Source organism: Methylobacterium durans (assembly GCF_003173715.1).
Lineage (GTDB): Bacteria > Pseudomonadota > Alphaproteobacteria > Rhizobiales > Beijerinckiaceae > Methylobacterium > Methylobacterium durans.
This window is the reverse complement of record NZ_CP029550.1, coordinates 4,727,797-4,747,709: the sequence shown is the minus strand read 5'-3', so window position 1 is coordinate 4,747,709 and position 19,913 is coordinate 4,727,797. Positions and strand designations below refer to the sequence as shown.

Genomic DNA, 19,913 nt, shown 5'->3' with positions numbered 1-19,913 from the left:
TCCCACTCACGTGATATTACGTGAGGTAAATATGGACAGTCGAATGCCCGCGCTGGCATTATGGTGAAGTCTCGTTTTGAGGCGCAACAACCATTTTCAAGAAGCTATGTTAAAAACAATCTCCCGTATCTACCTCATGAGCGAACTCGCGCGCACTTATACGTCACCACAAACAGGAATTCTACGCCTCGATATGGCGGCGATCACTGATTTCGACGGATTTCCTTCGTTTACTGCCGTTCGCGACTATGTGCTCAACCGGCTGCGCTATCCCGCGCCCCAAGCCAACAAGCTGGAGAGCTACGGCTGGGTGCCCACGCTCTACACGCCCAATCACCGCACCTTCACGAGCCGGAAGACCGGACGCTCCTTCACCCGCTTCGGCTGCTGGCGCAACGGCGCGGCCGAGGACCCAACGCTGAGCCTGTTCTACGCCGACGTGGACAATGCCGATACCGATCGGCCCATGGTGACCATGCAAACCGTCGCATCAGCTCTGGACGCTCGCGGGCTCTCCTACTTCATGTACACAAGTTACAGTCACAGGGCCGAGAAGCCGAAGTTCCGTATCGTCATCGACACGGACCGGGACCTCACCCGCGTCGAGATGCTGCGGATCGCAGTATGGCTGAACCAAGTAGCCTTCGGTCAGCAGGCAGATCTCTCCATCTACGACCCCGGCGACTTCGTGTTCGCTCCGCCGCACAGCACGACCGTCATGGAACACCTGAGCGGCATCCCGCTCACCGTTGATGCGGCGCTTGCCGAGCAGCGGCAGCTTGAGCAGCACGACCCCTGCATATGGACGAAATACGTCGCGCAGAAGCAGCCATCCGAGGCATGCACCAAGCCGGCACGAAAGCAGACCGCTGCCGTAGAACAGCGTCGGGCCGATCGAGCTATCCGGCCCGAGATGAGCATCGACAATCCTGCCGTCTTCAACCCGGCTTGGGCCAGCTTCTACAGCGGCCGCATCACCAACGGCAGCCATTACGAGACGATGCGTTCGCTGCTCGGCATGGTCTGGGCGAAGACCGGAGGGGCCTTGAGCTACGGCGAAGTGGATCAGATCCTCCGGCGGATCGACGCCACGGCCGGCGGCTACTTCATCCGCCAGCACGGTGAGCAGAAGGCAGCGGAACTGATCGATTGGCTCATGAGCCTGTCCGTCGAGGAGGATGAGGACACCTACGAGTGGAATCCACTCCTCGAACGGGATGAGAGCGGACTGACCGTGCTCGTGAAGGAAGGCGAGTGCGGGGAAGGCAAGACGCGCGACGAACTTGCCCGCATGGCACGCGCGAAGGGTCGCTTCGTCTACGTCGTGGACAAGATCGCCACCATCGAGCAGCGCCGGCAGGAGTTCTTCGAGATCGCCGGCCGCCGAACTGCGATGCGCTTCCGGATCTTCGAGGCGCACAGTGAGCGGGCGGAGTGCCGTGTGCCCGTTCAGTTGGCGGCCATCCGCAAGGATCTCGACAAGGAGCCGGCGGGACGCCCTGCCATCGTGTTCGTGACGCAGGCCAGCGCGACGATGATGGATTGGTCCGCCTGGGGTGATTGCGAGGTGATCTTCGATGAGGTGCCGGACTGCTTCGCCACCTTCCCCATCGACGCCAAGAACCACGCCGAAGTGCTGCGCCGCCACGTGCACATCGAGCAGGAGGATGGCGCTTGCTACAGCCTCGGATTGACAGGCGCTGGCCGTGAACTCGCCCGCGCCACGGACGTGGACGACTACGACAAGGTCCACCACGGTCTGTGCGTGCTGCTGAGCAAGCCGAACACCCACGTCTGGGCGAGGAAGGCAGCGTGGGACAACCCGGCTGAGGGCGGCCGGCTGGAGTTCTTTGCCGTCACCTCGCCGCTGAACCTCAGCCACTTCAGCAGCGTGCGCCTGCTCGGAGACGAGGCGATGAAGGCTGTTACGGTGAAAGCCTGGACGGAAAAGTGGGGGGTCACCTTCGAACCGGTCGAATTCGAGCGCCGCAAGCGGCTCGTGCCGACCGCCGATCGAGTGACGATCCGGTACTTCTCCGATCATCGCGACAGTTCGCTCACCCGGTTCCGTGAAGGCGATCTCCCGCTCGAATCCGTGACCAAGTGGATCAAGCAGGACGCGGCCGGCGAGCCGGTGCTGTGGACGGCCAATGAGCGGCTACGGGCAAAGGCCAAGCTCGACCACCGCCACTTCATCAGCCCTAAGGCGCATGGCCGTAACGACCTCCAGCACTACAAGCGGGTGGCGTGGCTGGCAGCGATGAAGCCGAGCCAGTTCGAGGTCGGCTCGCTGCGCGAGGTCTGCGGCATGACGGCTGCCGAACTGACGGAATGGCGCGAGTTCAACGCCATGTACCAGTTCGTGATGCGTTGCGTCCTGCGCGACTTCTCCTCAGCAGAGCCGGCGGTGATCTACGTCTTCTCCCGCAAGCAGGCCGAGTATCTGAAGGGCCGCCTCGGCGGCACCGTCGAGAAGGTGCCGGGCGTCATCGAGGATAAGCCGGTACGCTGTATCGACGAGGCTGGCGCGATGACGGACGCCGAACGCTCGAAGGTCAAGTACTGGCGCGGGAAGATGACGAAGGCGGGGGTCACCGACGTGCGGCTGCTGCCGAACGCCACTCGGAAGCTGAATGAGCGCGAGATCCGGCTTGTGAACGCCACCTTCGAGAGGATGGCTGGTGAAGCAGCGCAAAGGCGGCTTGCAGCGTAGCAACTGCGGGGCGACAGGAAGATGGCCTGCCGCCCCGCTCCTGCGAGAACAGCGACGCTTCTCTGGCCAAGCAGGCATTCCGCCACTGCACTCCTTTCATGTGATGAGATTTTGGCGGTCCCGCTTGATTCAAGACCGCAAATGGCCGAGTAGGCGCGTATTCAGCAAACATATAAGCCAAGAACAAGTGACCGAGCAGACGGTAGGATCTCAGCCTGAATTCGCTCAACTCGTGGCCGACATTGTCTCGGCCTACGTGTCGAACAACCCGGTTCCTGTTGCTGAGCTTCCGGCTCTCATCGGCAACGTTCATCAGGCACTGAATGGCCTCGCGAGCGGCACGGCTCAGGCCGCCGCTGAGGAGATCGAGAAGGCCGCGCCTTCGCAGGTCAAGAAGTCGATCACGCCGGACTCGCTGATCAGCTTCATCGACGGCAAGCCCTACAAGGCTCTCAAGCGTCACCTGACCAAACACGGCCTCGACCCCTACAGCTACCGCCAGCGCTACGGACTGCCCAACGACTACCCGATGGTGGCCGCCGCTTACGCCGCCCAGCGCTCCGAATTGGCAAAGGCAATTGGGCTTGGTCGGGCTGGTGCTCGGGCCGAGTAAACCACCGACCGTAGCCGCCGGGCGGCCTAACAAAGATCTTCGTCCCTGGGCATCTGCCGTTTCGAATCAAGAGGCCCAGAGAGACCTTGACGCGCGGTAAACCACTTATCGCGACGCCCCTTCAGGCCGAGTTTTCAGGGCACGGTCTTGTTCACGCCAGCCGCCGTCCCCTCCATTGCGCCAGCACTCTCGTGAGTCGCGTTGCGCGTTTGATCCACGTTCTGCTGCAATGCGCTGCGGGCCTGCTCGGCTCCCTGCCGCATCGCGCCCTGCGCCATGCCGCCAAGCTCCTTGGCTTGAGCCTGCATCGCCGCGAACTGCGATCTCGTGAACTCTGACTGAAGCTGCATCGCCTCCTGAGCGCTGTTGGCGCGCGCCAGCTTCTGGGCGAAGTCGAACGCTGCATGCACGTTCTGCTCGGCCGCCTGGAAGCTGCGCGCCGTCATTTCCGCCGCGCTCTGGCGAGCGCTCTCGGCCGAATCTTGGACTTGCGCGGATGTGCGGCGGGCGGTGCTGATGAAGCTGTCGAATGCCTGCCGCGCTTGACCGACACTCTTCTCGGCAAGGTCGCGCATGCTGTCGGGGATCTCGAAGCGAGGTGTGTCGTTCACAGGCGCCTCCTGAGTTGGTGCACCCCCGTCATCGATACGGCGGGGCGCGGTTCATTTCCCTTCGTCTCGATCTGCGAGCGGAGGGTGAGGCACTAACGTCGGACGCTCACCAACCGTGCCGGTCACTCACGCACCGCTCATGATTTCGCTCCTCGCAGAAGCTGAAGCCGCGTGCTGCGGCGACGCTGGACCTGCTGTTGCACGATCGCATCAGCAGTCCGAACTGTGCTTCCTTAGCAGAAGGTAGAATGGCCAAGGTTGAAATATCGTGCTCCGTAATGTGGATTGCGTAGGCAACCTGTTTGTTTTGGTGCCGCGCAACGCATCATAGTTCCAGGGCGTTGGCCATCGCAGAAGTGGTCTGCTCTGGAATGGGCCGAAGGGAACGCCTTTATGCTGTACCTGATGCGTGATGCTTGTGACCTGATGCTCACGCCAGCGCGCATGGCAGCCGGGGTCGCCAGGACAGCCTGTCAGAACCCGTTCAGCCCACTCGCCTACACACCCTCAAGCCGCGCCGTCGCTGCCTCCTGCGAGTTGTTCGAGCGGGGCACCCGCAGCTACGCCAAACCCACCTTCGACCTGCCCGCGTCCGAGCACGTGGTGTGGGAGCGCCCGTTCTGCCGCGTCATTGCCTTCGGTGCACCCTCGGCAAAGCCGAAGATGCTGATCGTGGCCCCCATGTCGGGCCACTACGCAACACTCCTGCGCGGCACGGTGGCGGCGTTCCTCGACACGCATCAGGTGTTCATCACCGATTGGGCCGACGCCAAGCAGGTGCCGCTGTCGGCCGGACGCTTCGACCTCGACGACTACATCGACTACTGCATCGCCATGTTCGAGGCGCTGGGACCGGACCTGCACGTCATGGCAGTCTGCCAGCCCTCCGTGCCGGTTCTCGCCGCGATCGCCCGTATGGAAGCCGAGGATCACCCGCTGGTGCCGCAATCGGCCGTGCTGATCGGCGGCCCCATCGACACCCGTCACTCGCCGACAGCCGTGAACAGGCTGCCCCAGGAGCGCAGCATCGACTGGTTCCGGCAGCACTGCATCCACGCGGTGCCGTGGCCGCACGCGGGCTATGGCCGCAATGTCTACCCCGGCTTCCTGCAACTGGCCGGCTTCATCAGCATGAACCTCAATCGCCACCAGTCGGCGCATTGGGACATGTTCAACCACCTCGTGCAGGGCGATGGCGACTCGGCTGCCAAGCACCGGGAGTTCTACGACGAGTATCTGGCGGTAATGGACCTCACGGCGGAGTTCTACCTCCAGACCATTGAGACGGTGTTCATCGAGCATGCGATGGCGCGTGGCGTGATGCGGCACCGGAACGAGCCGGTGGATCTCGGCGCGATCCGCCGCTGTGCCCTGATGGCGATCGAGGGCGAGAAGGACGACATCACCGGCATCGGTCAGACCCGCGCGGCCCTGGATCTCGCCGAGAACCTGCCGGCCGCGAAGAAGGCCTACCATCTCCAGATCGGGGCGGGGCATTACGGCATCTTCAACGGCTCGCGCTTCCGGGCGGAGATCGCGCCGAAGATAGCTGCGTTCATGCAGCAGAACGCCGCCCTGCTGCCGGCAGAGCTACCGCCCGGGCTCGCGGATGTGACCACCTCCGGCTCAGATGCAGTGGCAGAGCCGTCCCCGCCAGCCGCGCTCTTCGCGGACAGAGCGCTGTCACAGGGCAGCGCCTCGGCCGAGTTGCGCCTGTAAGTTCCTGAACAGGACCCAGGCCGTTTGCGGCGAGACGCTGGCGAGCGGCCTCAGTGGAGGGTGTTGCGAGGATCTACGATCATCCTCGCTGACGCCTTCCCCTGCTGAGCCTCCGCCATCAGCCGCTTGGCCCGCTGTTGTAGCTGGTCGAGCCGCCTATTCAGCAGGACGCGCTGCCTCTGCCGCTTGCTCTCAAGCTGCCGGACAATCCGCTCCTTCTCGGCCTCCGGGCCGGACCATGCCTCAAGCCGCTCGCAGTCGATCTGGAAGCCAAACTCCACATCAGCCTGCGCAGCCAAGGTTCTCTGGAGGCAGCCCGTCAGATCATCGAGTTCGAGGCCGTCCGGCAGATCAGGGGGCAGTGCCTCCGTCCAGTCATCGCCGGGGTAGTCGAAAAGAGGCGGTACGCTGCCCTGCGCAGTGAGCGGCAAAAGCACGTTGGAGCCAGCGACGATGGCGCCTGAAGCGTCTCGCAGGGGTGTCGGATGCGGCATGAAGGGGATCAGCGTCCCATCCGGGCGCTCCAGCACGGCCTGCACCCCGCGCACGGCCCGGCCTTCCTTCAGCGCCACCGCCATGGGGCACTGATCGAGCGGCAGGTGAGCACCTTCGGTCGTGAAGATCCGCCAAGAGCCGCACCAGCGTGTCTTGCCGAGTTCGGGCCGGTAGCCCCAGAGATCGGCTGCCGCCTCGTTGTAGTAGGTCAGCCAGCCGTCCGCGTCGGTTGTGTAGGCAGGCGACGTGATCCGCTGGAACAACTCAGCCGGCGACCGCTCATCATTCCAGCCGTGGTCCGGCGCGTCGAGCGCGTATTTGGAATCGTCCAAATCCAAGGCGTTCTCCCTCGACCAGCGGGCCACGAAATGCCCGCAAGAAGCATTCCGGTTGCCCCCCTCTGTCGCGAGTAACCTGCGAACCGAATCTGCTCATGCAAAGGCAGTCTCGGCTCGTCTGGGACGCGCAAAGCGTCGCACTCCAGATCGTCCAACCCTGCGGGATTGTGCCTTGAAGCTTCCGGGGGCGGTCGCTCCACGACGCCATGACCAGCTCACGCCAGCCTGGGCTCTCCCGCAATGCCTTGTGCGGACACACCTACCTCGCACACGCGGGCAGTGCCTACAATGGCTCCATGACAAGGCTCCGACAGGGAGTGTCCCGGCTGAATCATAACGTGCTTGAGCCGGCGAACGGAGCCTTGCCTAGGGATTCGGCGTGTGGCTCGAAGGCCAGAGGAGTTGACGCTCGATGAAGTCGCGGCCATCAGAAACAACACTCGCCGTGGTTGATCACCGCTTCGTGGCAGGCGAGGTGAGTAATCAGGTGCAGCCTCACCGATCGAGCGGTTGGTCTAATGAGCGACCGGAAGACTGAGCGCATACCGATACGGCTCATACCAGTCCTCGGTGAGGGTGACTCACGTGGGGTGAGTAGCCCAGCGAACCCGGGTGTGATTCCTTCTCTGGGCGTGGTTGCCCGAGGAGGATGTGATGGCCGCTCCCGTGCCGCTCCGGTCAGATTTCGATGCGCCGAGGCTGCGCGCGCTCGCCAAGACCTCACGGACTCCAGCCCAGACACGCCGTCTCCTGGCACTCTCAGCCATCTATGCCGGCCGATCGCGCTCGGAGGCGGCGCAGATCGGCGGGGTCGGGCTGCAGACCGTGCGCGATTGGGTGCTGGCCTTCAACACACGGGGACCTGACGGCCTGATCGACGGCAAAGCGCCCGGTGCGCGCCCGCGCCTGAATGCGGCCCAATGCGAGGCGCTGCGGGCCATGGTGGAGCAAGGCCCGACGCCAGCTGCCCACGGTGTGGTGCGCTGGCGCCTGGTCGATCTGGCCCAGATCCTGTGTGAGGACCACGGTGTCTCGGTTTCCGAGCAGACGCTGAGCCGCGTCCTGCGCGCCATGGGCTTCCGTAAGCTCTCGGCGCGGCCTCGCCACCACGCCCAGGATCTGCAGGCGGCGGAGGTTTTTAAAAAGACTTCCCGGCCCATCTGGCAGAGATCGCGCAGGCAACCGGCGGCAAGCCGATAGAGATCTGGTTCTCAGATGAGGCCCGTGTCGGCCAGAAGAACACCATCACCCGGCGATGGGCACGCCGCGGCACACGGCCGGCAGCTCCGAAGGATCAGCGTACCGAATCCGCCTACATCTTCGGAGCGCTCTGCCCTGCACTCGCTAAGGGCGCCGGTCTCGTCATGCCACGCTGCACCACCGAGGCGATGAACCATCATCTCTCCGAGATCGCCCAGCATGTCACACCGGGCGCTCACGCCGTCCTGCTGCTCGATCAAGCAGGCTGGCATCTCACCAAGAAGCTTGTCGTGCCGGGCAATCTCACCCTCATGCCGCTGCCGGCGCGCTCGCCTGAGCTGAACCCGGTCGAGGCCATCTGGCAGTTTCTACGCCAAAACTGGCTCGGCAACCGGATCTTCGGCTCCTACGACGACATCGTCGATCACTGCTGCCATGCCTGGAACAGGCTCATTGATGAGCCCTGGCACATCGTCTCCATCGGCCGACGCACCTGGGCTCATGAGTGCTGATCAGTGAGACTTGGTATCAGAGGTAAGCTCTGGGCGCTGCGCTGCTACCTACCTCACTCTCAGATCAAGCGGACGTTGTCGCGAAAGCCGTACGCTGAGCGACGCGGCCGAGGATCGCTGCTGCGATCTTCTGATCTCCAGTGTTGATATGGATAGGCTTTGGGAGCGGCAACGGCCCCGAAGTGGCGGGATAGGCGTGGCTCATGACCGTGATCAGCACGCCAGACCAGAAAGCCGACTCTGAGCAAGTCGATCTCAGCGCGTGCGAGCGCGAGCCCATCCATGTGCCCGGCTGCATCCAGAGCCACGGAGCGCTCCTCGTACTTGAGCCGACCCGGCTGACCATCAAGAACGTTGCGGGCGATACCGGCACGCTCTTGGGCCACGCCCCGGAGACTCTGCTCGGTCGTTCCCTGGCCCAGCTATTTGGACCGGCGCGTGTGAAGCACCTGCGGCCTCTCCTCGCGCAGGACGATCTCGCGACGCCGCTGCACGCGCTCGATCCTGACCTTCGCCTCGGCACGGTGCCGGTGGATGCCAGCGTGCACAGGTCACGCCTGATCAAGGTAGCAACAGGGCGGAGGTGTGCGGATCGAAGTGTGTTGGTGGTCGAGTTCGAGGCGGCTGACCTACCCGATCTGCGCACGCGCGATCCGCTCACGACCGTTCAGCAGATGCTGCTCGCGGTGCAGCCTGCCCCGGATCAGAAAGCCTTCTGTCAGGCTGCAACCGAGCAGATTCGCCGGGCGACCGGCTATGATCGGGTCATGATCTACCGCTTCCTGCCTGAGGGTGAGGGATCGGTCATCGCCGAGAGCCACAGAGAGGGTGTGGCGTCCTACCTCGGCCTTCGCTATCCGGCCTCTGACATTCCGAGGCAGGCTCGCGATCTCTATCTGCGGAACTGGCTGCGCATCATCGCTGATGTGCGCTCCGTGCCGGCCCCTCTGCTTGGCCCAGCAAAGGGCGGCCGAGATGCGATGCCTGCTGTGCTCGACATGAGCCAGTGCACGCTGCGCGCGGCCTCGCCGATCCATCTGGAGTACCTGCGGAATATGGGCGTGGCCGCTACGATGACGATTTCCATCATCGTGGGTGGCCGCCTCTGGGGGTTGATCGCGTGCCATCACACAGTTCCGAAACGCATCCCGCGCCATCTGCGTGCGGTCTGCGAGTTGTTCGGCCACATGTTCTCGTTCCAGCTAGAGGCGCGCGAGCATGTCGAGGCCCTGGAGATCCGCCATAGGCTGCGCCGTGCGCGAGAGACGCTGGTGCAGCGCATCTCGGAGGAAGGCGATCTCGCCAGAGGATTGATCCAGCAGGCGAGCAGCCTCCTCGGCTACGTGAACGCGGGCGGTGTGGCCCTGTTGGTCGAAGACGCATTCTTCGCGATCGGACGCAGGCCGGGTGAGGACCAAGTTCGCGCGCTCGTCAGGTGGTTGGCGAGCAGTCAGTCATCAGGTGAAGCCGTGTTTGCGACGGCTTCGCTGGCGAGCCAGTGGGAGCCTGCCCGTGACTTCGCCCAGGACGCCAGTGGCCTGCTGGTGCTCGCCGTCGCGCGCACCCCGCCAATCTACATCCTCTGGTTCCGTCCCGAGGTACTGGAGACGGTCCGCTGGGGCGGCAATCCTGATAAGCCCGTCGAGATCGGCTCTGGCGGCTACCGCGTGTATCCGCGCAAGTCGTTCGAGGCGTACAGTCAGTCGGTTCGGTTGCACGCGGAGCCCTGGACGGAGACCGAGATCGAGGCCGTGCAGTTGCTCCGGTTGTCACTGCTGGAGATCATCCTCAAGCGCATGGAGCAGGTCGCGCGCGAGCGTAATGCCGCCCAGGCTCGCCACGAGGTGATGCTGGCTGAGTTGAACCACCGGGTGAAGAACACGCTTGCGACTGTTCAGGCGCTGGCACGCCACTCCAGAGGCAGCGCGACCGCACTCGACGCCTATGTGCACAGCTTCGAGCAGCGCATTCAGGCCATGGCTGCCTCACACAACCTGTTGAGTGATGCTGCTTGGCAGAAGGTGGAATTGCGTTCCCTCATCGTTGAGCAGTTGAGCCCATACGCCAAGGAGGGTGACAGCCTCTGGCTTGAGGGCGACCGAATGAGCCTGCTGCCCAGGATGGGCGCATCCCTTGGTATGGTGTTCCACGAGTTGGCGACGAACTCAGCCAAGTACGGCGCGCTCTCGGTGCCGGGTGGGCGCGTGCGCATCCGGTGGAGTGTCACAGGCCATGCGCCCTCCCGTGTGCTGAGCTTGTTCTGGCGCGAGGTGGGTGGTCCGACAGTGAAGCCCCCAAGGCGCGAAGGCTTTGGCTCCTTCGTGACGCAGCGTCTGATCGAGTACGAGATGCAGGGCACCAGCGAAGTCATCTACAAGCCGGACGGTGTGTGCTTCTACATGGACGTACCCGAGACGGCACTGGTGCTCGGCACAGTCCTCAACGGAGCATCGGGCAAATCGGCGACGCAGGCAGACGAGACCACAGGCGCGCCACGAATTCTGCTGGTCGAGGATGATGCCCTGCTCGCGCACGTGCTGGAGGAGGCGGTCCGCGCCCTTGGCTGGACGCCCGTGGGACCGGTGGCGCGAATTGAGGCCGCCATGGTGCTGACGCTGATCGAGGCCGGATCACTCGATGGGGCGGTGCTCGACATCAACGTTGATGATGAGAAGGTATGGCCAGTTGCGGAGATTTTGCAGAATCAAGGCGTGCCGTTCCTGTTTGCGACCGCCTACGACCGCAGCCGAGATGTCCTGCCTGCGCGCTTCGCGAATGTGCCGATCCTGAGCAAGCCGTTCGTGGAGCAGCAACTCATGGACACGCTAATGTCGCTGGTGGCGGGCAGAGACCCCCAGCATAACGGACACAGCAGATTCGATGCATAGCCGCACCTGAAGACGTTGCTTGACTGAGCGGCATGAGCGGTGAGATACGCCGCCGAACGGTCAAGAATAGCAGAAGAGAAAATGTCAGAACCTACTCCGGGCAGCGCGCCCGAATTTATCGGACTCGCCGCCGACATCGTGTCGGCCTTTGTCTCCAACAATCCTGTTTCTGTGGCCGAGCTTCCAGCGCTCATCAGCAACGTTCATCGGGCGCTAAACGGCCTCGCGAGCGGCACGTCTCAGGCTCCTGTGGAGGAGGTCGAGAAGCCGACGCCCTCGCAGATCAAGAAGTCGATCACACCGGACGCGCTCATCAGCTTCGTCGATGGAAGGCCCTATAAGACGCTCAAGCGCCACCTCGCTGGGCATGGCCTCGACCCATACAGCTATCGTCAGCGCTATGGTTTGCCCAACGACTACCCGATGGTGGCAGCCAGCTACGCCGCCCAGCGTTCCGAACTCGCCAAGGCGATTGGCCTCGGGCGTGCGGGTGCGCAGGCAGAGCGGACCAGCGGACGCGGCCGGAAGGTTGCGTAACGTGCCTGCACCTTATAGGCGTCCCCAGAGATGAGCAGGGTATCTGGCGAGGCCAGCGAGATGCCCGCTCGCTGGAGAGCCGCATACAGGCAGGACTAGACTGCTATCGGTGCAACCTCGTTGTGGCCGAGCCAGTACGCATTCACCTGCTCAATCAAGCTGTGCAGCGCGTGCGGTTGGCTCGGCTTCACCAGAAACGAGTTCGCGCCAAGGTCATAGGCTTGCTTCAGGTCGGTCTGGTCGCGTGACGAGGTCAGGATCACGACGGGGATGCGACGCAGTGCTGGCTGCGCCTTGACCCAGGTCAGAACCTCTAAGCCAGACCGACGTGGCAGCTTAAGATCTAGCAGGATCACGACCGGCCGCATTGAGGGATCGGCCGATGACGCCACCTCGCTCAGCAACGCCACAGCCTCATCACCATCGCAGGCGAAGCGAAGTGGGACGCTCGATCCGAGTTTCTTGAAGGCGCGGGTTAGAAGATGCCGGTCATCTGGATCGTCCTCGACGACCACGATCACATCTTCAAGCGGTGCGCTCATCCCCACCCCCCTCCTCGGCGGCCCGAAGCTCAATCCAGAACCGGCTGCCGCGACCAAGTTCCGATTCGACACCGCAGGAGCCCCCCATGCGCGTCGTCGCCCGCCGGGCGATAGCTAACCCTATGCCGGTTCCAGGGTAGGCTTCGATCCCATGCAGGCGCTGGAACGGGTCAAAGATGCGCTTCTGGTGCTCTGCCGCGATCCCAATGCCGTGATCTTCGACCCAAAGGCGGACACGCCCCGCATGCCGATCCGCGTGGATTAGCAGTTCGGGCTTCTCACCCGGCCCAACGAACTTCACTCCGTTTGCAATCAGGTTGCTTAGAACCTGCCGCAAGACCGAGCGGTTCGACTGCACCTCCGGAAGGGGACGCTCAACCCGAACATCTGCGGCCGTGTCCGCCAACATCGGCGCGAGGTCTGTCAGCACCTGATCTACGGCCGCTTCGAGAGATTCAGGTCTGACGCTGACTTCCTCCTTGGCCAGTCGGCTGTAAGCGAGGATGTCTTGGATTAGATCCTCCATGCGCGACGCGGCGGCGACGATGCGCTTGGTATAGTGATGTCCCTCTGGACCAAGGCCATCACCGAAATCCTCGATGAGCGCATCCGCGTAGCCTTGCATCGAGCGAAGTGGCGCTCTCAGGTCATGAGAAATGGAGTAGGCGAATGCGTCGAGTTCACGGTTAACCTCGACGAGCGCTTGCGTCCGTTCCTCAATCCGGCGCTCCAAATCGGCGTTCAGGCTGGTGAGCGCGTCCTGCGCTTCGCGCATCTCCGTGATGTCCTCGGCGATGCCAACTACGTACTCAAACTGACCAGTCTCATCGTGCACCGGCCAACCTCGGTCGCGTACCCACCTGAGTGATCCGTCCGGCCGCATGATCCGGTAGTTCTCGTCGTAGGTGCCCTTCATCGCCCTTTCGGCGTAACTGGCGCTTACCCGTTCACGATCGTCCGAGACGATGGCTTCCAGCCAGAGGCGGGGGTCCTGGTAGAGCGCTGACCGTGCCTGACCCCAGATGTGCTCGAATGCGGGATTGATGTAGAGCAGCGTGCTGCTGCGTGGGTCCGAGACCCAGAAGGCTTCCTCGATGTTTTCCGCGAGATTGCGGAAGCGTTCCTCAGCCTCGAACAGGCGTGTCTGCGCGCGTTTGCCGACAAGCGTGACAACGCCCAGAACCGCGCTGCTGAGTGCAAGACCACCGCTCAAGAGGGCGACCGCTGTGGCCCAGGCGGCATCCGTCTGCTCGCGCTTCGACTGTGCCGATAGGGCCTCGGTCCCTGTATCCCGGATGGTGCGAATCGTACTGTCGATCTGCTCCATCAACTGCTGGCCGACATCGGTCCGAACGACCTCAAGCGCAGCGTTTTGGCTACGCGCGCCCAGGCCAATCGTGTTGGCCAACTCGTCGAGCTTGTTCTCGATCAGCGAGCGGAGGTTCGCCAAACGCGCGACCTGCTCCGGCCTCCTGACCACTTGCTCGGCAGCCTTAAGGTCAGCCCAGACGCGCGGCACAGCCTCCTGATAGGTGGTGAGATAACGCTGTTCGCCAGTCAGTAGGAAGCCGCGCTGCCCCGTCTCGGCGGCTCGGATCGCCTCATGAAGCTCGGCCACGAGCGTCAGGACCGAGTTGATGCGGGCCACCTCCATACGGCTGGTGTTCAGCCGAGAGAGGTTCAGAACGAGTGCGCCCGTACTCACGACAGTGAGCAGGAGGGCAATCGTTAGAGCGATCAACCCGAAAGCGGAGAGACCACCCCGCTTGTGATGCCTGATGCGGTCCACGTTATATACGACGCCTTGCCACCAGATTCCCTCCCGGCTTCGAAACGCAGAAGCGCGGATCAAACGCCGGAAGCCCGCTGTTAGCACCGCGACCTGATGCCCTTCCATCTGGAGCGCACATGCGAGTGATTGTTGCCGACGACGATCCGGACACGCGTGCCCTGAACATCCGAGCCCTCTCACAGGAAATCGCCGGATTTGACGTGGTGGAGGTCGCGAGCCAAGCCAGCCTTGAGCAGGCGCTCGCTTCGCCTCCCGACCTTCTGGTGACGGATTACGACCTCCGCTGGATCGATGGCTTCGCGTTGTTCAACGCGGTCAAGGCGGCTCACCCCAATTGCCCCGCTATCATGGTCACGGGGACCGGCAACGAGGATCTTGCGGTCCGTGCCATGAAGGCCGGCTTCGACGACTACGTAGTGAAGGGGCGCAATCAGCTAAAGCGTCTGGCTCTCACCGCGCGCATCGTTGTCGAGCGGGGGCAGGCTCGACGGGCTCTGGCCGAGAACCGCGATCTGGTACTGGCCGAACTCTACCATCGCCTGCACAACAACCTCCAGATTGTTATCAGCCTGATACGGCAGACGGAGAAGGCGCTTCAGAGTGGTCCAGACCGGCAGCAGCTTGCCGACCTGCGTCAGCGCATTCAGTCGCTCAGTCGCCTACAGGAGCAGTTCTACCGCTCGCCGGACTTCCGTCGCGTCGATTTCGGTGCCTTCATCGGCGAGTTGGCCTCCAGCCTCGTGGCATTGGCACGCGTGCCCGTCAGCCTTGAGACAGAACTGGAAGCCTTGGAGTTGCCGGTTGACGTAGCTGTGCCATTTGGGTTGCTGGCCAACGAGATCATTACCAACGCGGTCCAGCATGCTTTTTCCGAGGTGGAAGGCGGGGAACTCAGGGTGCAGTTGCAGCGCGAGCAGAGCCGAATTGTACTCACGGTAGAGGATAACGGCCGGGGCTTTGAGCGCGATCTCCGATCGACACCCATTGGAATGGGCTTACACCTTGTTGAGCGATTGGCGCAGCAGATCGGCGGAGAGGTGATGGTTGAGGACAAGCATCCCGGTACCCGGTGCCGTGTAGGAGTTGCCCTTTGAGCCAGAACCTGCGGGTGCTGATCGTCGAGGACGAGTATTTGGTGGCCAGCTACCTGACTGACCTCGTGGAAGAAGCTGGCCATGAGGTGATCGCCGCAGTTGAGACCGGCGAGAGCGCGCAGGAGCGCCTGATGGATGGAGGGATCGACCTTGCGATCTTAGACATTAAGCTCCAGGGCATTTTGACGGGGATCGACGTGGCCAGAATCGCGCGAGCGCGCTTAATCCCGCACGTGTTCGTATCGGGTTCTGGAGACCCGACGACCCGCACTGCCGCCGAGGCAACAGGACCCGTCGCCTTCATTCAAAAGCCATTGGACCAGCGGCAACTCGACGCTGTGTTCACTAAACTGCTGCGCGAAGCCGTTAATCCTCAGGAGAGCAGTTCCCTCGCATCAAGGTAGGTAGGTTCGGGCCAGCCCGACCTTGTTATTTCAGCCCATCTCCAGCGGGATGTCGAGCAGACAGACGACTCCTGCCGGCTCGTAGCTCATCCGGACTTCGCCCTGGAGTTCGCTGGCAAGGCCGCGTTCGATCATGCGCGTTCCGAAGCCTCTGCGCGTCGGCGGGGTGACAGGCGGGCCACCTCGCTCCTCCCAACGTAGTGCTAGGCGAAGGCGCGTTTCGACGGACCGATCGCCCTGCTCGGTAATCTTCCATGTCACTGACACGGTACCAGTGGCATTCGAGAGCGCTCCGTACTTGATCGCGTTGGTCGCAAGCTCGTGCAGCACCATCGCCAACGCCAATGCAATGCGAGATGAAACCCGGATCGCGTTGCCCTGCCAGCGACAGCGCTCGCCGTCCCCACCATGTAGCCGCAGCGCATCAGCGACGATCTGGGCAAGGTCCGCACCCTGCCAGTCCTCGGCTGTCAGCACATCGTGCGCCTGAGCCAGTGCGATCAGTCGCGCCGTGATCGCTTCGCGTGCCTCGGCCAGTGAGCCTGCTGTCCGCAGAGACTGGCTGGTGAATGCCTGGACGGTAGCGAGTGTGTTCTTCACTCGGTGGTTGAGTTCGTGCACCAGAAGCACCTGACGCTCGGCTGCCTGCTTCGCCTCCGTGCGGTCCCGCAGGATCTTGAGAAAGCCAACGAGCCCGCCCTCATCATCGCGCAGTGGCATCATCAGGCCGTTAGCCCAGAAGCGAGAGCCGTCCTTCTTCAGGTGCCAGCGGTCGTCCTCGCCACGGCCTTCCGTGACGGCCAAGCGCATCTCGGTTTCCGCAATCGCGGTTCGGTCGTCCTCAGGCGTGAAGATCAGGTTGGCTGGAGCGCCGACCGCCTCCTCCTCGCTCCAGCCCATCAGGTTCTGAGCGCCTGAGTTCCACCCTGTGATGCGTCCGGTCAGGTCGGTGGTGAAGATGGCGTAGTCGCTGGCGCTCTCTACCGCGAGGCGATAGCGCGCTTCGCTGGCCGCGAGAGTCGCGCAGTTCGCGGTAAGTTTGGCGTTCGCCTGCTGCAACTCGGCCGAGCGTGCCTGCTTAAGGGCCAGAGCAGAGCGCAGATCTGCCACTTCGTGCTCGTAGCCTGCGCTGGCCGCCGGTACATCGACGGTTGTGCGCCGCACAGCCTCATCGAGCGAGCGACGCAGGCGGCCAATCTCGGCCTCAAGCTCGGCTTCACGTTCGCTCGGCTGCTGAGCGGGTGGAGACAGGTCGTGCAAAATCATCTCCGGAGCGCAGGCAAGCGCGGTGAGTAGGGAGCTTGGTAGGTTGCGCGCAGTAAGCCGGATTCGAGCCTGGAATGTGACGCATTGGATGCGAGGATTCGGAGGCATGCGCCCTAAAGGCCGTGAGAAGCAAGAAGTTAAGCCATCTGGGCGATTCATCACTCCTCAGCAACGGACAAGTTGCGAAGCGCGTTCATCCTCGGGCGTGAGCACAGCCGCTCACGATGTTGCAGAGCCATGGCCACTGACGGATCTCACGACCACTTCCTTGTTCTGCTCTCGGTCGTGATCGCGGCGGCAGCCTCCTACACGGCTCTCGATCTCGCCAGCCGCGTGCGTGCCGCTACAGGTTGGGTGCGGCACGCATGGCTTGGAACGGCCGCTGTCGCGATGGGCGGCGGCATCTGGTCGATGCACTTCGTCGCCATGCTCGCGTTCAGCATGCCGGGCATGGAGGTCAGCTACGACCCAACCCTTACCGTGCTCTCGCTTTTGCTCGCAGTCGGCGTCACCGGGGCTGCGTTCGCTGTCGTGAGTAGAAGTGACGCGAGCACCATCATGCTCGGGTGGAGCGGCCTCTTCATGGGGCTGGGCATCGCGGGTATGCACTACGTTGGCATGGCCGCGATGCGGATGCGGGCCGACCTGCGCTACGAGAGCATCTGGGTCGCAGTTGCGATTTTAATCGCCATCGGAGCCTCCACGACCGCCCTCTGGCTTGCCTTTCGTTACGCCAGAGCAGGGTCCCGGATCGTCGCGGCGCTCGTCATGGGCGTGGCCGTGGCTGGCATGCACTACGCGGCCATGCAGGGCTCAGCGTTCCATGCTCACGCAGGAATGGCTGAAGCTCAGACCGATGCCAACCTTGATCAGATCAAGCTGGCGCTTGCCGTCGCGACCACGACCTTTGTGATCCTCTTTCTGGCATCCGTGGCTGCCATGTTCGACCGGCGGTTTGCCGTTCTGGCCGAGCGCGAAGCCGAAGCGCTCCGCCAGAGTGAGGAGCGCTACCGGACGCTCTACAGCAGGACGCCTCTTCCCCTTCATTCGCTCGACAGCGACGGACAGATCGAGCAGGTCAGCGAGGCGTGGCTCGACCTCCTCGGCTACACCCGAAAGGAGGTCATCGGCCGCCCGCTGATCAACTTCATGACAGAAGCTTCTGCTCGGCAGCGGATGCAGGAGGACTGGCCTCGGCTGATCCGGGAGGGCACGCTGAAGCAAGCCGAGTACCGGTTTGTCACGAAGGCGGGCGAGATCCTTGAGGTCGTGGTCTCCGGGCGAGCCGAGTACGACCACGACGGCGCATTCACAGGTGCTCTGGGCGGGGTTGTCGATGTGACCGCGCGCAAGCGAGCCGAAGAAGCGCTGCGTCAGGCGCAGAAGATGGAGGCGGTGGGTCAGCTAACCGGGGGCGTGGCGCACGACTTCAATAACCTACTGGCTGTCGTGATCGGGAACCTCGACCTGCTGCGCAAGCGAGTTCCTGACGACCCTCGCCTTCGCCGCCTGCTGGACAATGCTGCGCAGGGTGCTCAGCGCGGCGCGGCCCTGACGCAGCGCATGCTGGCTTTCGCGCGTCGCCAGGATCTCAAGCCCGAGGCTGTGGACATCGCTTCTCTGGTGCAGGGCATGGCGGACCTGCTCCAGCGCGCTGCTGGGCCAGCGGTGCACATTGAGGAGCAGTTCCCCTCCAAGCTTCGTGCGGTTCAGGTAGACGCGAATCAACTGGAACTCGCGCTCATCAACTTGGCGGTGAATGCACGGGACGCGATGCCGAATGGCGGTACGATTACCTTGGCGGCGCGAGAGGAGCATGCTGATCCTGAGACTATGGATGCACTCCGACCCGGCGACTACGTGTGCTTGTCCGTGAGCGACACGGGCGAGGGCATGGACACGGCGACGCTGGCACGCGCACGTGAGCCCTTCTTCACGACCAAGGGCGTCGGTAAGGGCACCGGATTAGGGCTCTCGATGGTGCACGGACTGGCCGAGCAGTCGGGTGGCCGATTGGTGCTGTCGAGTGAGAAGGGCAAAGGCACAACGGCAGAGATCTGGCTGCCGCTGGCTGAGGAAGGTGCTTCCACAGCACGTCCGGCTGACGCTACGGAATCAGAAGCCACTGCTTCGGCCTACAAGTCGCTGCGAGTTCTCGTAGTGGACGATGACGCGCTGGTGCTCGCAAACACGGCCGAGATGCTGGAAGACCTTGGCCACACGGTCGTTCAGGCAGCCTCAGGCCGGGAGGCTCTGAACGCACTGCGCCATAGACGCGATGTTGATCTGATCATCACCGATCATGCTATGCCGGAGATGACCGGTGTGCAGCTTGCGGCTGCGATCCGGGCTGATCGGCCTGATCTGCCGATCATCCTGGCGTCCGGCTACACAGACCTGCCGGAGGGCACGGGATCCGGACTCCCCCGCCTGAATAAGCCGTTCAGTCAGACGGCGCTGAAGCGAGCCGTGGGTGAGCAGGCGCAGGCCATAGAAGAGCAGTCACAGGTCATCCCGTTCCCAGCGCGTCAGGGATGAGCAGCACGGCACTCGAACGTGTCTTGGTGCTACGCGCTGCCTGCGGAGGATTAGTGACGCGTAAACATCCGCGTCAAGCAGCCGTGGCTATGTGGGACGGGAGGGCTCCATCAGCAGGCTTAAGGAGCGCAGCGATCGCCATCTGCTCCTCCCGGAAGAACTCGTGCATGGAGCTATAGAACCGGTGCATGGAGCGGCACGCCTCATAGATCGAGTCGTCCGCCTCACCTTGTGAGAGCTTGAGGTAGTCGCTCGCCTTGTGCTCAGCGATCTGAGCACCAGCAATGCACTCAGCCAGAGCCTTCTGGATCTGAGGCGGAAGATTCTCACTCACCTGAGTGGCCGCTGGCATGGGGCGCGTCTCCCTGTAAGGCGGCGTCTGATCAGGCCGTCTTTGAAGCGTTGTGTGAGACACCCTCATTGGTTGGGATGTCTGCTTGGGGTCAGATGGTCTCAGCGCTGCGGCACGATATCGGCCAACGTTTGTGACGAGGCCGCATGCGTTCACGCTGTCAGCGCATCTGGTATACCAGATATGCTCGCCGCTATAACCTTTGTTGTTGGCAGGTGCCGCTTCCTGCTCGCGCCAGCGTCAATGTACGAGGTCGTGCAATGCCGGCGGGTAGACTTTCGCCGACGATCGAGGGCTTC

15 protein-coding genes are annotated in these 19,913 nt (G+C 63.1%); 9 read left to right on the top strand and 6 right to left on the bottom strand.

Annotation, left to right across the window (positions count from 1 at the left end):
• Nucleotides 1-136: 136 nt before the first annotated feature.
• Nucleotides 137-2,713, top strand: coding sequence for a hypothetical protein (locus tag DK389_RS21750; RefSeq protein WP_162560766.1), 2,577 nt, complete (start codon nt 137-139; stop codon nt 2,711-2,713).
• A 187-nt stretch (nt 2,714-2,900) separates the two neighbouring features.
• The gene (locus DK389_RS21745) at nt 2,901-3,326 is read left to right on the top strand and encodes a Ros/MucR family transcriptional regulator (RefSeq protein ID WP_109892738.1); all 426 of its coding nucleotides are present in this window, start codon (nt 2,901-2,903) and stop codon (nt 3,324-3,326) included.
• A 134-nt stretch (nt 3,327-3,460) separates the two neighbouring features.
• Here the strand turns inward: DK389_RS21745 and DK389_RS21740 are convergent, their stop codons facing one another.
• Complete coding sequence (locus DK389_RS21740) at nt 3,461-3,937, bottom strand: phasin (protein ID WP_109892737.1); 477 nt, start codon at nt 3,935-3,937, stop codon at nt 3,461-3,463.
• A 393-nt stretch (nt 3,938-4,330) separates the two neighbouring features.
• On the opposite strand from DK389_RS21740, the gene DK389_RS21735 reads away from it, so the two are divergent.
• Nucleotides 4,331-5,656: a polyhydroxyalkanoate depolymerase gene (locus DK389_RS21735; protein ID WP_109892735.1), complete on the top strand. Its 1,326-nt coding sequence runs from the start codon at nt 4,331-4,333 to the stop codon at nt 5,654-5,656.
• 50 nt (nt 5,657-5,706) lie between these two features.
• Here DK389_RS21735 and DK389_RS21730 read toward each other — a convergent pair whose 3' ends face one another.
• Nucleotides 5,707-6,489 carry a PAS domain-containing protein gene (locus DK389_RS21730; protein WP_109892733.1) on the bottom strand — a complete coding sequence of 261 codons (783 nt, stop codon included), beginning with the start codon at nt 6,487-6,489 and terminating at the stop codon, nt 5,707-5,709.
• A gap of 654 nt (nt 6,490-7,143) precedes the next feature.
• Here DK389_RS21730 and DK389_RS21725 point away from each other — a divergent pair.
• From DK389_RS21725 to DK389_RS21715, 3 genes are all read left to right on the top strand, one after another.
• Nucleotides 7,144-8,201 (top strand): IS630 family transposase gene (locus DK389_RS21725; RefSeq protein ID WP_109888638.1). Its coding sequence is split into 2 segments (ribosomal slippage): nt 7,144-7,636 and nt 7,636-8,201, totalling 1,059 coding nucleotides; the frame shifts between segments, so codons are not numbered across the junction.
• A 203-nt stretch (nt 8,202-8,404) separates the two neighbouring features.
• Entirely contained in the window at nt 8,405-11,089 is a 2,685-nt protein-coding gene (locus DK389_RS21720; RefSeq protein ID WP_109892731.1) for an HWE histidine kinase domain-containing protein, read from the top strand.
• Nucleotides 11,090-11,170: 81 nt separating this feature from the next.
• Nucleotides 11,171-11,626, top strand: a complete 456-nt coding sequence (locus tag DK389_RS21715; RefSeq protein WP_109892729.1) for a Ros/MucR family transcriptional regulator — start codon at nt 11,171-11,173, stop codon at nt 11,624-11,626.
• A gap of 95 nt (nt 11,627-11,721) precedes the next feature.
• On the opposite strand, the gene DK389_RS21710 is transcribed toward DK389_RS21715, so the two are convergent.
• Nucleotides 11,722-12,168: a response regulator gene (locus tag DK389_RS21710; protein WP_109892727.1), complete on the bottom strand. Its 447-nt coding sequence runs from the start codon at nt 12,166-12,168 to the stop codon at nt 11,722-11,724.
• Nucleotides 12,152-14,065 carry a sensor histidine kinase gene (locus tag DK389_RS21705; protein ID WP_109892725.1) on the bottom strand — a complete coding sequence of 638 codons (1,914 nt, stop codon included), beginning with the start codon at nt 14,063-14,065 and terminating at the stop codon, nt 12,152-12,154. Before DK389_RS21705 ends, DK389_RS21710 begins: the two co-directional genes overlap by 17 nt.
• 11 nt (nt 14,066-14,076) lie before the next feature.
• Here DK389_RS21705 and DK389_RS21700 point away from each other — a divergent pair, with 11 nt between their 5' ends.
• Entirely contained in the window at nt 14,077-15,054 is a 978-nt protein-coding gene (locus DK389_RS21700) for a response regulator (RefSeq protein WP_109892723.1), read from the top strand.
• Nucleotides 15,051-15,458: a response regulator gene (locus DK389_RS21695; protein WP_162560765.1), complete on the top strand. Its 408-nt coding sequence runs from the start codon at nt 15,051-15,053 to the stop codon at nt 15,456-15,458. Before DK389_RS21700 ends, DK389_RS21695 begins: the two co-directional genes overlap by 4 nt.
• Before the next feature lie 30 nt (nt 15,459-15,488).
• Here DK389_RS21695 and DK389_RS21690 read toward each other — a convergent pair whose 3' ends face one another.
• Nucleotides 15,489-16,718, bottom strand: coding sequence for a sensor histidine kinase (locus DK389_RS21690; protein WP_236960236.1), 1,230 nt, complete (start codon nt 16,716-16,718; stop codon nt 15,489-15,491).
• Between the two features lie 243 nt (nt 16,719-16,961).
• Between DK389_RS21690 and DK389_RS21685 the strand changes: the two genes are divergently transcribed.
• Nucleotides 16,962-19,262, top strand: coding sequence for an MHYT domain-containing protein (locus tag DK389_RS21685; RefSeq protein ID WP_109892717.1), 2,301 nt, complete (start codon nt 16,962-16,964; stop codon nt 19,260-19,262).
• 73 nt (nt 19,263-19,335) lie between these two features.
• Here DK389_RS21685 and DK389_RS21680 read toward each other — a convergent pair whose 3' ends face one another.
• Nucleotides 19,336-19,614 carry a hypothetical protein gene (locus DK389_RS21680; RefSeq protein ID WP_109892715.1) on the bottom strand — a complete coding sequence of 93 codons (279 nt, stop codon included), beginning with the start codon at nt 19,612-19,614 and terminating at the stop codon, nt 19,336-19,338.
• Between the last annotated feature and the right edge of the window lie 299 nt (nt 19,615-19,913).

Coding starts and splice junctions, on each gene's coding strand:
- DK389_RS21750 (WP_162560766.1), top strand. CDS start 137: ATGAGCGAACTCGCGCGCACTTATACGTCACCACAAACAGGAATTCTA.
- DK389_RS21735 (WP_109892735.1), top strand. CDS start 4,331: ATGCTGTACCTGATGCGTGATGCTTGTGACCTGATGCTCACGCCAGCG.
- DK389_RS21720 (WP_109892731.1), top strand. CDS start 8,405: ATGACCGTGATCAGCACGCCAGACCAGAAAGCCGACTCTGAGCAAGTC.
- DK389_RS21715 (WP_109892729.1), top strand. CDS start 11,171: ATGTCAGAACCTACTCCGGGCAGCGCGCCCGAATTTATCGGACTCGCC.
- DK389_RS21710 (WP_109892727.1), bottom strand. CDS start 12,168: ATGAGCGCACCGCTTGAAGATGTGATCGTGGTCGTCGAGGACGATCCA.
- DK389_RS21705 (WP_109892725.1), bottom strand. CDS start 14,065: ATGGAAGGGCATCAGGTCGCGGTGCTAACAGCGGGCTTCCGGCGTTTG.
- DK389_RS21700 (WP_109892723.1), top strand. CDS start 14,077: ATGCGAGTGATTGTTGCCGACGACGATCCGGACACGCGTGCCCTGAAC.
- DK389_RS21685 (WP_109892717.1), top strand. CDS start 16,962: ATGGCCACTGACGGATCTCACGACCACTTCCTTGTTCTGCTCTCGGTC.
- DK389_RS21680 (WP_109892715.1), bottom strand. CDS start 19,614: ATGCCAGCGGCCACTCAGGTGAGTGAGAATCTTCCGCCTCAGATCCAG.